General features: G+C 42.4%; 14 protein-coding genes and 7 tRNA genes. 18 read left to right on the plus strand and 3 right to left on the minus strand.

What is annotated here, in order from left to right; translation table 11 throughout:
• Nucleotides 1–82: 82 nt before the first annotated feature.
• The 12 genes from ACTJKB_RS28165 (at nt 83) to ACTJKB_RS28220 (ending at nt 6,428) form a co-directional block, all read left to right on the plus strand.
• Nucleotides 83–156, plus strand: a tRNA-Trp gene (locus ACTJKB_RS28165).
• Between the two features lie 24 nt (nt 157–180).
• Nucleotides 181–256 (plus strand) — tRNA-His (locus tag ACTJKB_RS28170).
• Between the two features lie 47 nt (nt 257–303).
• A tRNA-His gene (locus tag ACTJKB_RS28175) sits at nt 304–379 on the plus strand.
• 18 nt (nt 380–397) lie between these two features.
• Nucleotides 398–472, plus strand: a tRNA-Gln gene (locus ACTJKB_RS28180).
• A gap of 5 nt (nt 473–477) precedes the next feature.
• Nucleotides 478–552: transfer RNA gene (locus ACTJKB_RS28185), tRNA-Gly, on the plus strand.
• Nucleotides 553–559: 7 nt separating this feature from the next.
• Nucleotides 560–636 (plus strand) — tRNA-Arg (locus tag ACTJKB_RS28190).
• Between the two features lie 23 nt (nt 637–659).
• Nucleotides 660–738, plus strand: a tRNA-Leu gene (locus ACTJKB_RS28195).
• Nucleotides 739–986: 248 nt separating this feature from the next.
• On the plus strand, nt 987–2,150 hold the full coding sequence (locus ACTJKB_RS28200; protein ID WP_440837617.1) for a sensor histidine kinase: 1,164 nt from the start codon (nt 987–989) through the stop codon (nt 2,148–2,150).
• An 18-nt stretch (nt 2,151–2,168) separates the two neighbouring features.
• The gene (locus ACTJKB_RS28205) at nt 2,169–2,813 is read left to right on the plus strand and encodes a response regulator (RefSeq protein WP_440837707.1); all 645 of its coding nucleotides are present in this window, start codon (nt 2,169–2,171) and stop codon (nt 2,811–2,813) included.
• A 272-nt stretch (nt 2,814–3,085) separates the two neighbouring features.
• Nucleotides 3,086–4,018 carry an ABC transporter ATP-binding protein gene (locus ACTJKB_RS28210; RefSeq protein WP_440837618.1) on the plus strand — a complete coding sequence of 311 codons (933 nt, stop codon included), beginning with the start codon at nt 3,086–3,088 and terminating at the stop codon, nt 4,016–4,018.
• 15 nt (nt 4,019–4,033) lie between these two features.
• Nucleotides 4,034–5,311 (plus strand): ABC transporter permease, encoded by a 1,278-nt coding sequence (locus ACTJKB_RS28215; protein ID WP_440837619.1) that lies wholly within the window; start codon nt 4,034–4,036, stop codon nt 5,309–5,311.
• Nucleotides 5,259–6,428 carry an ABC transporter permease gene (locus ACTJKB_RS28220; protein ID WP_440837620.1) on the plus strand — a complete coding sequence of 390 codons (1,170 nt, stop codon included), beginning with the start codon at nt 5,259–5,261 and terminating at the stop codon, nt 6,426–6,428. Before ACTJKB_RS28215 ends, ACTJKB_RS28220 begins: the two co-directional genes overlap by 53 nt.
• A 276-nt stretch (nt 6,429–6,704) precedes the next feature.
• Here ACTJKB_RS28220 and ACTJKB_RS28225 read toward each other — a convergent pair whose 3' ends face one another.
• Nucleotides 6,705–7,625, minus strand: a complete 921-nt coding sequence (locus ACTJKB_RS28225) for an aldo/keto reductase (protein ID WP_440837621.1) — start codon at nt 7,623–7,625, stop codon at nt 6,705–6,707.
• Nucleotides 7,626–7,787: 162 nt separating this feature from the next.
• Here ACTJKB_RS28225 and ACTJKB_RS28230 point away from each other — a divergent pair, with 162 nt between their 5' ends.
• Entirely contained in the window at nt 7,788–8,171 is a 384-nt protein-coding gene (locus ACTJKB_RS28230) for a MerR family transcriptional regulator (protein ID WP_440837622.1), read from the plus strand.
• Here the strand turns inward: ACTJKB_RS28230 and ACTJKB_RS28235 are convergent.
• Together ACTJKB_RS28235 and ACTJKB_RS28240 are read right to left on the minus strand one after the other, a co-directional pair.
• Nucleotides 8,161–8,427, minus strand: coding sequence for a hypothetical protein (locus ACTJKB_RS28235; RefSeq protein WP_440837623.1), 267 nt, complete (start codon nt 8,425–8,427; stop codon nt 8,161–8,163). The two genes, ACTJKB_RS28230 and ACTJKB_RS28235, sit on opposite strands and share 11 nt — an antisense overlap.
• A complete protein-coding gene (locus ACTJKB_RS28240; protein ID WP_440837624.1) occupies nt 8,420–9,031 on the minus strand; it encodes a hypothetical protein in 612 nt (203 codons plus the stop codon). The genes ACTJKB_RS28235 and ACTJKB_RS28240 overlap by 8 nt, the downstream gene beginning before the upstream one ends.
• 211 nt (nt 9,032–9,242) lie before the next feature.
• Between ACTJKB_RS28240 and ACTJKB_RS28245 the strand changes: the two genes are divergently transcribed.
• From ACTJKB_RS28245 to ACTJKB_RS28265, 5 genes are all read left to right on the plus strand, one after another.
• Nucleotides 9,243–9,761, plus strand: coding sequence for a hypothetical protein (locus ACTJKB_RS28245; RefSeq protein WP_440837625.1), 519 nt, complete (start codon nt 9,243–9,245; stop codon nt 9,759–9,761).
• Nucleotides 9,762–9,967: 206 nt separating this feature from the next.
• Entirely contained in the window at nt 9,968–10,411 is a 444-nt protein-coding gene (locus ACTJKB_RS28250; protein WP_440837626.1) for a hypothetical protein, read from the plus strand.
• Nucleotides 10,412–10,526: 115 nt separating this feature from the next.
• A complete protein-coding gene (locus ACTJKB_RS28255) occupies nt 10,527–11,369 on the plus strand; it encodes a hypothetical protein (RefSeq protein ID WP_074111922.1) in 843 nt (280 codons plus the stop codon).
• An 85-nt stretch (nt 11,370–11,454) separates the two neighbouring features.
• Nucleotides 11,455–11,916 carry a hypothetical protein gene (locus ACTJKB_RS28260; RefSeq protein WP_440837627.1) on the plus strand — a complete coding sequence of 154 codons (462 nt, stop codon included), beginning with the start codon at nt 11,455–11,457 and terminating at the stop codon, nt 11,914–11,916.
• A 167-nt stretch (nt 11,917–12,083) separates the two neighbouring features.
• A complete protein-coding gene (locus tag ACTJKB_RS28265; RefSeq protein WP_440837628.1) occupies nt 12,084–12,254 on the plus strand; it encodes a hypothetical protein in 171 nt (56 codons plus the stop codon).
• Nucleotides 12,255–12,268 lie beyond the last annotated feature (14 nt).

Here is a 12,268-nt window from a genome sequence, read left to right on the forward strand (position 1 = left end):
GCGAAGTGGCCAAACGCATCAGACTGTAAATCTGCTCACGTACGTGTTCGGTGGTTCGAATCCATCAGCCTCCACCATTTTTAGGGGCATAGTTTAAAGGTAGAACAACGGTCTCCAAAACCGTTGGTGTGGGTTCAATTCCTGCTGCCCCTGCCAAACTAATTTTAAAAGCTTAATATGGCGGCCGTGGCGAAGGGGTTAACGCACCGGATTGTGGTTCCGGCATTCGTGGGTTCGAGACCCATCGGCCGCCCCATTTCTTTTAAAATGATTGTTTTGTTTGTATTCTAACAGTTTCATATGGCGACTGTGGCGAAGGGGTTAACGCACCGGATTGTGGTTCCGGCATTCGTGGGTTCGAGACCCATCAGTCGCCCCATTTATCTAAATTGAATATTGGGGATTAGCCAAGCGGTAAGGCAACGGACTTTGACTCCGTCATTCATAGGTTCGATTCCTATATCCCCAGCCATTTATGCGGACGTGGCTCAGCGGTAGAGCATCGCCTTGCCAAGGCGAGGGTCGCGGGTTCGATTCCCGTCGTCCGCTCCATAATTTTGCGCCCTTAGCTCAGCTGGATAGAGCGTTTGACTACGAATCAAAAGGCCGGGAGTTCGAATCTCTCAGGGCGCGCCATTAATACTTATAAACAATAATTCGCCGGCGTGGCGGAATGGCAGACGCGCTCGACTCAAAATCGAGTGGGAAACCGTGGAGGTTCGAGTCCTCTCGCCGGTATACCGAAAAGGTTTATAAATTTGCTGATAAGCAGATTTATAAACCTTTTTTATGTTTTTATACATTGATGAGTAATACAGCAGAATATTGATATACATTGATTACGGTTTTTAGCATTAGCCGCTAAGACTATTGGAATAAAGTACGGTGAGCTAAAGAAGGTTTTTTATGGATAAACAGGTTTATGTTATAGTGTAGCTAGACTTTATTTGGGTTATTACTCCAATCTCAGTAAGAAGGTATCGATTATGAAAGACATGTATGCAATGGACAGTAGAGTGGTTGTGCAAAGAATGATTAAAGGTTTTTCTTTGTGCTCCATATTTGCCACCATTATTCAAACATATCCGGCAGATTCACAATCTATTCTGTATCTTATCCTCATTACTGTAGCTTTGCTCGTGAATGATTTCACCAGAGGCAAATTTCAGAACCAGTCTAAGGCTCTATGTTATGTATCCTTTATCGTTAGTAATATTTTAACTGGTTTTTTGCTGTTTAAGGTTTACTGCATAGGCACACAAATTTACATAATTATTTTACTTGTTGAAATTATTGTGAGCACTCAAAAAATCCCTATGTATGTATTATTCCTGCATTTTTCTATCTTCACAGCTTCACTGATAGCAGATCATACTACTCTTAAGGATATCCTGTCATCATATTTAATTATTATCTCCATTGTCTACTTGTTCCGAAATGTATTGATAGAAAAAGCTAGAACCCAAGAACTCAATCAAGAATTACAAATTGCCAATACCACATTGCAGGAGTATTCAGGCAAAATTCAGGAGCTGACTATCTCCAAAGAAAGGACTAGAATTGCCCAAGAGCTTCATGATTCACTGGGTCACTATCTTATAGCCTTAAATATGAATCTTGAATATGCAAATACAGTCGTGGATGTTGATCCAGGTAAAGCAAAGCTTACGATAAACAAATCTCAAGAGCTTTCCAAGGAATGCATCCTCAAGCTTCGTAAAACGGTAGTTCTTCTTGGGGAGGAGCGATCCTCGAAGGAACTCCAGCAATCCCTTCACGAGATCTTTGACAACTTCCTTGAAACGAATAAGATTCATTTTGAACTGAACATGGATGAAGAAATTGAATATGTGGATTCTGACATCAAAAATTGCATTTACAAAACGGTGCAGGAGTCAATTACTAATGGCATAAAACATGGTGAAGCCACACACTTCTCCATTAAAATCCATAAATTCTCTGATCAAATTTCCTTACTCATTCATAATAATGGAGCAGATTGCACAGAGATCAATAAATCGAAGGGGATTCAGGGAATAGAAAACAGGATCGTTGCCCTAGGTGGAAAAGTTGATTTTTACTCGGGGGGATCTACAGGTTTTAGTGTTGAGGCCAGTATTCCTAAAATTGCTCTTGATTTTCTAGGTTAACAAGGAGGCACATTCATGGTGAATATTATTATAGTGGATGATCAGCAAATTGTCCGGGAAGGCTTGAAGATGATTCTTAGCCTGCATGAGGAGATTCATGTTATCGGTGAAGCATCCAATGGAGAAGAGGCCTTGGAGCTTCTCACATACACTTCTCCTGAGGTTGTTCTAATGGACATTAAAATGCCGATAATGAATGGAATCGAAGCTACAAAATTGGTGAAAGCTAAGTACCCCGAGATCAAGGTTATCATTCTTACCACTTTTAATGATAGTGAGTATATTTTTACCGGACTTAAAAATGGGGCGGATGGGTATATTCTAAAAGATTCGGGCTCTCAGGAAATTTTGTATTCCATTAAGACTGCCTGTGAGGGGAACATCCTGTTGAATCCCAAGATTACACGGGAAGTAGTGAATGCGCTGAATTCTGTGAAGAATTCAGGTTCAGAGAACATACAGAATGAGCAGATTCTACAGTTGCTTACGCCACGTGAGCTTGAGGTGGCCAAATGTATTATGAAAGGCAAGAGCAATAAAGAGATCAGTAATGACCTATTTGTTACAGAAGGTACTGTCAAAAATTATGTCTCAAGAATTTTTGAGAAACTTGAGCTGAAGAACAGAACTGAATTAACACTATGTCTGCAAAAATCGCTATAGTCCTCCAACATTGCTTGTCCACATTTTACTGATTCCAATTTCCTCCTGTATGCCGTCCTGCAGTAATCTGTCTGATCTACAGACTGATTACTGTATGGACGGCATATTTTAGTTTCTCCCCACTAAGGCAATGCCCTTCCTATATGACTAAAGTAATGATGTAAATGATAACTAAAGTAATACTCAGATTGAGTACTATAGTAAATATTTTTAAATTGGATGGGGGGTTAGAATGATAACAGAACAAGAAATGAACGAGAGGTGCTTTACTGATGCTTGAATTAACAAATTTGACCAAAAAATACAATGATGTCACTGTAGTTAATAATATTTCGCTACATGTGAAACGTGGTGAAATTTTTGGTTTGTTAGGCCCTAATGGAGCCGGTAAGTCGACGACCGTATCTATGATTAGCACAGTGCTTACGCCAACCAGCGGGAGTATAACGATTGATAACAAGTCTCTTAGGGAAAAACCTATAGATATTAAAAAAATTATGGGTATTGTCCCGCAGGATTTAGCATTGTATCAAGCCTTAAGCGCTAAAGAGAATCTGGAGTTTTTCGGCAGCCTATATGGACTTTCCGGGAAAAAGCTTAAAACCAGAACCAATGAAGTATTGGAAATTATCGAACTACAGGACAAGAAAAACCAGGATGTTGCTGAGTTCTCCGGAGGGATGAAGCGCCGGGTCAATATCGGTGTTGCTCTAATGAATGATCCCAAATTGTTGATTTTGGATGAACCCACTGTAGGTATAGATCCCCAATCCCGTAATCATATCCTTGAGACTGTGAAAAAACTGAATCAGGACAGAGGGATGACGGTGATCTATACAAGTCACTACATGGAGGAAGTGGAATACTTGTGCAAGAATGTTGCCATCATCGACCATGGCTCCTTGATCGCACAGGGAACAAAAGATGAACTAAAGCAAAGCCTGGCGGCGTGTGACACGCTGACCGTTAGTTTTAGTCAAGCGAGTGAGGGTGCACTTGAACAGTTAGACCGGATTCCCGGAATTTCCAAGGTTAGTATAGCGGGCAATCAGATCAGTATGCTGGTTTCTACGAGTGACAAGAATGTGATTGAGATTGTGGATGACATCAAAAAAATAGGACTTAAGCTTACCAGTTTTAAATATGAGGAAGTGAACTTGGAGAGTATTTTCCTACAGATCACAGGTAAGGCCTTAAGGGGGTAATGAGGGGGTGATATTTTGAGAAAGCTATTACGGCTATTTCTATTGGATCTGCGGTTGCTGACTAAAAATAAAACATTTTATCTAAAGCTTATTCTGTTTCCATCCGTACTGATACTCATCCTGGGAACGGTATTCAGTGATTCGAGTTCGCAAATCAAAACATTTAATGTAGCTTTTTATAATTCAGATAAGGGTACTTATGAGGGGACTGAGTTCGTATCCTTGGGGAAAGTGTTACGGGATAACGTATTTAAGCAAAAGGATATGGAGAGAATTGTAAATTTAAAAGAAGCCGCCAGCTATAAACAGGGCAAACAATTACTAAAAGACGGTCAGGTTGCAGTATTTGTATACGTACCGGAAGGCTTCACTAAGGCAGCTATGAAAAATGAACAAACGAATATCGTCTTGATGGGTGACAACGATAAGCCTCTGGATAAAGAAATAGTCGCTACTATTCTGGACCGGTTCAGTGCAAGTGTCAGGACACAGAATGTTGAACAAAGTACGCTACTCCAGACCATAAGCAGCAAAGGAAATATTCCTAAAGATAAAATTGAGAAGGTTATGAGCCAAATATCAGGAAATAAGGAGCTCAGTCTTAAAATACGAGAGGTGCCAACGAATAAAGCAGCCGTACCCATAGATGCCATGCAGTACTATTCGATCGCTATGGTAGTGATGTTCTCCATTATGACAGCGTTTGTGCTGGTTCATAGCATCGTGGATGAGAAGCAGAGTCACACTCTGTTTCGAATCAAATCTACACCTACATTAAATATACAGTATGTGCTGGGCAAGCTTTTTGGAATAATTTTATCCGTTGTTATCCAAATGGTCATTGTGATCATTATTAGCCGGGTTGTGTTCCAGATGAAATGGGGGAACTATTTTGACCTCCTTGTCATTACTATTGTTTATGCTTTTGCTATTGGCAGCATTATTCTGCTGTGGGGATTTACCGCGAAAGACCATGTGACTGTTTCCAGTTTGGCTTCTCCAGTGCTGTACATTTTCAGCTTTTTGGGCGGGAGTTTTATCACTAAAAGTGGATTACCGGACAGTCTGCGCGTTATTCAAGAGATCATCCCCAACGGTAAAGCAATAAATTCCTATCTAAAGGTATGCCAAGGGGCGGGGCTTGACGGCATGTATATTGATTTGTTGGAGCTTATAGGTATAGGACTGATATTTATTATCTTTAACATTATGGTATACAGCGGAAAAAGGTGGAGTAAACGTGCAATTTATAGTCATGGTAAAAAACCAGCTGAAACTGATGTTTCGAAATAGAATCGCGGTTTTTGCAACAATCGCGGTTCCCTTAATTTTGACCTTCTTGTTCTCCTTTTCACAAGGGAGCAGCCAGGAAAGCTTATATGTAGCTGATGTGGACCATAGTGAGTATTCAAAACAACTTATGGATATGATTCAGAAACATGATGAACTGAAAATTGTACATTCTGATGAAGCCACTATCAAAAAAAAGGTAGATGATCAGGATATTCCCTTTGGTTTGGTTGTGAATCAGGGTTTTGGCAGCCATCTATTATCTGGGTCCGGTGAAGATTTGCGTATTTATTTTGTGCAAAATTATCAAAACGGTGATGGGACTATTTTGGAAGAGATTATTACCGGTGAAGTAAGTACACTCCAAAAAGTGATTCATGACTCCAAAGTGATCTCTGCGGGATTGAATGTAGATGGCCCCGGAATTACAACCAGCGTATTTAAAGGCATCAATGAGGTCTCGAATCTAACGATAGATGACCAAACTTTAAGTAGTGGAGAGAAGACTCATGACAATGCCACAGCAAGGCTAATCGGTTTTCTAGTTATGTTCATTTGGTTCGTTGTCATTCAGGGATTAAGGACCTTAATTGATGAAAGAGAAAACAATACCTTAAGCAGATTATTAAGCACACCAATTGATTATAAGAAATATCTGCTGGCAAAAATGACGGCGACCTATCTGTTCGGGGCTGTTCATGTTCTGGTCATTTTGGCTGCCGGTAAATATTTGCTAAAGATTAGTATCGCAGACAACGCGCTTGCGGTCGGAATTCTTTTCGCTGCTTATTTATTTGCACTGACCAGTATCACTATGATTGTTATCCCATTTATGCGGAATCAGAAACAGTTTACGTCCTCTGCTTCAATCATCATAGCGGTAACCGGTATGCTTGGAGGTTCCTTCTTCTCTATGGAAATGGCACCAGGATTCATGCGGATCATATCCAAGTTCACTCCGGAATCGTGGGCTATACAATCGTTATCGGCCGTGATTTTCGACCATCAGGCGATTACTTCAGAATGGGTTCCATTAGCTGTATTTGTAGGGATTGGAATTGTAGGGTTCGCAGCCGGCCTCTTATTTATGAACAGAGAACTTAAGGTATTGAAGGGCTGAAGGAAATTCAAAATATAAATTGGGAAGCGATTAGATTGGGTACAGTGGAACTAATAGGGATTGTGGAGCTTATTGTTGGAATTCTTATTAACGTGTTTATTGGAACTCTTGGTCAGGCTATTTTTAGAAAAGACGACAGAACCTCCAGAGTCATACTGAGAGTCATAGGGGTTTTCCTAATAATTAATGGGATTTCAAGAGCATTTCACATCTGAAAAAACCCGTAAAAACCTTGTTTATAAAGGTCTTTACGGGTTTTGTATTTTGGTGGGCTGCTTACGGAAGTATGTTGCCTGCCGCCCGGTATATTTCGTACCATTCTTCTCTGGATAGGGTAATGTCCGAAGCCTTGGCGATGTCCAGCAGGCGCTTGGTATTGGTAGTACCTACAATCGGCTGCATCTTGGCAGGGTGTCTGAGGAGCCAGGCGATAGCGATGGCGGTGTCGGCAACACCTTTTTCGTCAGCCAAACGGTCTATGACCTTGTTCAGTTCAGGAAACTTGTCATTGCCCAAGAATACGCCTTCAAAGAATCCGTATTGGAACGGCGACCAGGGCTGAATGGTCATGTCGTGCAGCCGGCTGTACTCCAGGATGCCTCCATCATGTACCACGGAAGCAGAGTTGGTCATATTGACGTTGAAGCCGGAATCAATCATGCCGGAAACCATAATGCTAAGCTGCAGCTGATTGAAGAGCAGCGGCTGTTTGACATTTTTTTTGAGCAGCTCAATCTGCAGCGGGTTCAGGTTGCTCACACCGAAGTGTTTAACCATGCCTTTCTGCTCCAGAACATCGAAGGCTTCAGCCACTTCCTCAGGCTCCATCAGGGTGTCGGGACGGTGCAGCAGAAGTACATCCACATAGTCGGTTTTGAGGCGTTTCAGGCTGTTCTCTACGGATGACACAATATGTTCTTTGGAGAAGTCGAAGAAACCTTGCCGAATCCCGCATTTGGTCTGAATCATCAACTTGTCACGCATACCTGGGCTGCTCGCTACGACTTCGCCGAATACTTCTTCGGCTTTGCCGGCGGCATAAATGTCTGCATGGTCAAAAAAGTCAATGCCTGCATCCAGGGCACTGTGAATATGAACGTCCGCTTCTTTGACCGACAATTCGGCAATCCGCATACATCCTAATGAAATTTGGGCAACCTCCAGCGTACCGTTACCCACGTTAATTGTTTTTACCATGAATCATTCACTCCTTAAATGTAAGGTACAATGTAAAGTGTAGACCTTAGAGCTAGGTGTAAGTCAACAGTTTTGTTAGCGCTCTTTTCATAGATTCGTATTGGTGGTAATTTAGATGTAGATCAACTTGCCGGAGCTGAATCGGCAGAATGGAGCAGAATTATGGGGTACAGCATCAAAACAATAGCACAAAAAAGCGGACTAAGCCAATATACCCTGCGTTATTACGAAAGGGAAGGCGTTCTGCCTGTTGTAGCACGGGATGAGCACGGAAACCGCTGCTTTCAGGACGAGGATTTGGAGTTGATCTCGCTGATCTGCTGCTTGAAGGACACGGGAATGCCGATTGCCGAAATTAAGCAGTTCATCGCATTATCCCAGGAAGGGGCAGGAGCACTGCCCGACCAGCGGAAGCTGCTTCAGGCGCATAAGCTGCAGATCGATGAGAAAATTAAATTTTTTCAGAGCTTTGCGCAAAAGATTGAGCATAAGATTGCTTATTTTTCCTCATTAGAGAGGGAAGCGGAAGCGAAAATCAGGAAATAATATCTGCGCACTCAGCGATACGGTACAGTGTGTCATTTTCTAACCCGGTGTGGGGGTTTTTACCAGTGTACTCTTCTACAAAACCACGCAAGATAAGATTTTGAAGATTTTCGTTAATTTCTGATGTTTTTATGCCCATATTGTTACATTTAAGAGCAGCGAGAATTTGATTAAAATTTCCAATGCTATGGGATAGGCCTGCTTTTAGAGCATAATATACCGGATATGAAGAGTCTCCCATCAATGGTCTATTCATGTTCAGCCTCCCTATCTAAATACTCTACTACTATAACTTGGTGAACAACTTTATTAAGGCGTTCATAGATCAAAGCAGCATCCTCCACAAAAAAACGGGTGAGCTGCCTGGGCATCACAATTTTCAGGCTGAAATTTTTATCATGATTTGTATTGTAAATATCGATCTTGCATTTCTCTTTTTCCAAGGTATCCATATACTGAACTATGCAATTTTTAAAGTATAGGTCGTCGTCCTTGCTAGCTGGCAGATCACAGGGCTGGATGTCGAACAGGACCCCGGTAAAGTCACTATCGTTATGATTATGGTTAAAATGGATAATGTGATGTATAAGATCCCCAATGAGCCAAAGACGCAAGGGATTAGCCCAATCTGGCTTTTGGACATAGACATAGGGTTTATACTCCAGGTTATGTGCTGTATGAGTGAAACTATTTAGATATTGTGATCGGGAGCTCTGTAATTGATAGCTATCGGTCTCTATATACACATCAAAAATACGATTGTAAGCCAAGGTTTTTACGAAAAAGGGGCATATATCCAATAGGGCAGTGTTTTTTGCACCTAGTCCACGTCCGTCTGCTGTTTTAAATATCAATTCCATAATGTATAACTCCTTCATAAAATAGACTAATAAAGAAGGCGGGAGGAGGTCCCGCCTGGTGAGGGCGGCCGGGAGGCCGCTTATAATGAAACAGTCTTGGGAGGACTGTGAAAAGGGGACGAGGCTTTTACTGCCTCACTATCACATACGTAGCCACTCTCTGATTGTTTAGTACCGATTCGGTATACTCTACAAAAAGAGGTGAATGCGAATGCTTGATAAATTCAAAGAGTTTCTCAGCAGGCAAATAACTGTGGAGATTAAGCATCCAATGACGATAGTTGCTCTATTAGAAGGAGATTATAAGGCTCCAGCGAACAATCGAACCTACACATTAATGGAGAACTTAGCGCGTATAGGGGGAGATCAGGTTGTAGTTATTTGTTTGCACCAGGGGGGCGAAAGTGGGGCAGCAGCGCGAGTGAAACCATTCAATAATTTTACGGTTGCCAAAATAGGTTTAGATGTGCGTTCTTTATTTCAAGGCCGTATCATTATGTGGACTGATTCACCAAGGTATGCTGACACACTTAGAACGGCTCACCCTAATTTAATTGTGTATGACGATAGAGAGGATCGTCAGGAGGAAGAGATGTATGATTTAGCGGATATTGTCTTTAGTGATGAGGTGGACCAGGCAGATAGCTATATTCCGGCTAATGCAGCAGGTGCAGGAAAAGCGATTAGAATCATACAGAATACACCCAGCAGAAAGCCGCCACGTCAATAGTCGTTTTTGCAGCTTGGCTGAAGACTTAGACCCAGTACCGTTACGGTGCTGGGTTTTTGTTATATGTAAGAGGAGGAAAAGAGTTGAACTTTTGCAGTGGACTGAGGAAGGACTTATGACATCCATGATTTGTTTCTGTGCGTGGGCATATCTGTATTTTGGCCTAATCTATTTGAGCAGAGAAAATCCAAATTAGGGAGGTTACTATGGTCACTGACCTTTATGCTGAGATTCACCGAATTCTTCGTACAGATTCACAGCTTTTAGAGTTAATGAACCTTGATCCGGCTGATGTATTAAGGGTAGAGAAGCGGATTCAAAAGCGATCACAGCCCTTAGATCTTATCGAAGGCAACCTGCCTTTAATTAGTTTTTATGCAAGCCGGAAGGGCAAAGTCAGCCGAGAGAATGATCTGGTTTATCATTCGTTCATCAAATTCAATACTTACACGATTAATAATGTGGATTTGGCTTTGAAGATCTCTAAACGGATTGTTGAATTATTTCGGAATGTCATAAGTCCGTTTGAGAATGTGGAGAACTTCGAAACAACGCTGTATAAGGAGCATGAAACGCCAACCCTTATGTCTGATGTGTATTGTTTCACTACGGTACTTCACTTTTCTCTATCTTTGGATGGGGAGTGTTAGGGATTATTGCAGCCCGCCTACTCTATGCAGGAAGAATAAATAAGAGCTTCGGGCTTGCTGATCCGCTCACAGATTAGACAAGCTTGATGTATCCATTAAAGGAGTGAATTTTCGAATGGCTAAAAAGATGATTATTAAGGGTGTTGGACAATTTCTTGCAAAGAAATATGCAGCTGATGGTAAAGGTGTTGAGGTGGTATCGCTGGGTACGCTTCAGAATCTGAAAATTGATCTTAACGTAGAGCTGGAAGATGTGTTCGGTTCTGATGGCCTATTCGCGATTGATAATCTGGTGAAGTCTAAATCGATTGAAATTACAGCTACAGACGCAAAATTCGACTTGGCTCAGCTATCCCTAATGATGGGATCTACAGTTAAAGAAGATGTAAATGGTTCTCTCTGGGTACTCAATGAACAGCATGAACTGATTAAAGGGGAGCTTGACCACAGTGCATCTTCCGGACCGGATGTTGCTCTAGCAGAAGTCACATTCGGCAGCACTCTTTACGGCGATGGCAATTTCACTGTGAAGCTGAAGGATGCCAACTCGCTCCTCGAGAAAGTGGCGTACAGCTCAACCGTTGCCCCAACAGACAAACAGTTCATGGTCACTTCCGATGCAGGAAAAACCTATGTGATTCTGAATACATCGCATACCAATAAGGATGTTGTTCTGAGCTACCAGCGTACAGAGATCATTGATGTGGTGGATATTCTGGTTGACGAGGTTCCGTTCCCGGTTCATATCATTCATCATGGATCATTTTTGCAAAAAGATGGTACGTTCCAAGGCATTGAAACAGAGTTGTACCAATGCCGGGCAAAAGGTACGTTCTCTATCGATGCTGCCCGGGCTACTGCATCTACTTCGCAGATCACCCTGCAAGTGCTTGATCCGGAACGTGCGGACCGCAAGCTGGGAAGTATCAAGCGTTATTCGGCAGCCTCGAACGTGTAACTTCTGAAGCTTGCTGCGGATGAACGAGGCCCGGGCCCCCACCCGGGTCTTTGTTTTTTTCAATAAAACACAAAGGAGAGGGATTATGAGCAAGACAGTCCAGGAACTACTGCATGCGAAAGAGATGAATGAGGCTGCACTACGACGGATTCAAGCAGAGAGTACAGAAGAGGAATTGCCAGAAGACAAGGAAGTTCGTTTATCAGAACGTGTGTGGTTTGAAGAGGATGAAGAGATCATGTTGCGGAATGGAGAACTGTACCGAATTCCACCAATGACTTTTGGAGATACAAGAGAGTTCATGCAATACCTGAAAACGGTCAATGTGGGCGAAATCATTCTTAACTTTGCACCGGGCCAGGAAGCCAAGGAAAAAACACTTCATGATATTTTGGGGCTGGCTTTTCAAATCTATCCGGAAATAGCTTACCGTGATAAAGCGGGGAAACTGGTAGTGGATCATTCATTTATTGACCGTAATGTGGATCTTCGCACGGCTAAACGTATTCTGGATGTCATGATGGATCTCAATGGACTAAAAAAGTAGAACGGGCTGAGGGAGAAGAGCCGACAGGGGTAGAAGTCCGCGACACAGAGACAGGAGGGCCTGTCACATGGAGCGAGGTTTTTTTCTATCTTCATAAGCATTGTAACCTCGATAAGTGGGCAATCAGGAGATACACTTACCCGCAGATTCAGGAACTCCTGAAGCAGGTGCATAAATATATTCGTTTTGAGGTAGAGATTGTAACCGCCCCGCTTCGGGCAATGTTTGGGGGAGGCAGTGGGGAGGAGAAGCAGGCAGAAGGTTACAACGATAAAAACTACCGTGAAATTGATGAAGACGGGGTTATGGCGCTGGCGCGTATGTTTGGCGGAGGGTAAAAGTGAAGTCCTGC

Origin of the sequence: Paenibacillus sp. 22594 (assembly GCF_052044425.1) — a bacterium.
GTDB lineage: Bacteria > Bacillota > Bacilli > Paenibacillales > Paenibacillaceae > Paenibacillus_AQ.

Bases quoted from the DNA above. Each gene is read 5' to 3' on its own strand.
- ACTJKB_RS28260 (WP_440837627.1), top strand. From the start codon at position 11,455: ATGAGCAAGACAGTCCAGGAACTACTGCATGCGAAAGAGATGAATGAG.
- ACTJKB_RS28225 (WP_440837621.1), bottom strand. From the start codon at position 7,625: ATGGTAAAAACAATTAACGTGGGTAACGGTACGCTGGAGGTTGCCCAA.
- ACTJKB_RS28240 (WP_440837624.1), bottom strand. From the start codon at position 9,031: ATGGAATTGATATTTAAAACAGCAGACGGACGTGGACTAGGTGCAAAA.
- ACTJKB_RS28245 (WP_440837625.1), top strand. From the start codon at position 9,243: ATGCTTGATAAATTCAAAGAGTTTCTCAGCAGGCAAATAACTGTGGAG.
- ACTJKB_RS28250 (WP_440837626.1), top strand. From the start codon at position 9,968: ATGGTCACTGACCTTTATGCTGAGATTCACCGAATTCTTCGTACAGAT.
- ACTJKB_RS28230 (WP_440837622.1), top strand. From the start codon at position 7,788: ATGGGGTACAGCATCAAAACAATAGCACAAAAAAGCGGACTAAGCCAA.
- ACTJKB_RS28200 (WP_440837617.1), top strand. From the start codon at position 987: ATGAAAGACATGTATGCAATGGACAGTAGAGTGGTTGTGCAAAGAATG.
- ACTJKB_RS28235 (WP_440837623.1), bottom strand. From the start codon at position 8,427: ATGAATAGACCATTGATGGGAGACTCTTCATATCCGGTATATTATGCT.
- ACTJKB_RS28255 (WP_074111922.1), top strand. From the start codon at position 10,527: ATGGCTAAAAAGATGATTATTAAGGGTGTTGGACAATTTCTTGCAAAG.
- ACTJKB_RS28210 (WP_440837618.1), top strand. From the start codon at position 3,086: ATGCTTGAATTAACAAATTTGACCAAAAAATACAATGATGTCACTGTA.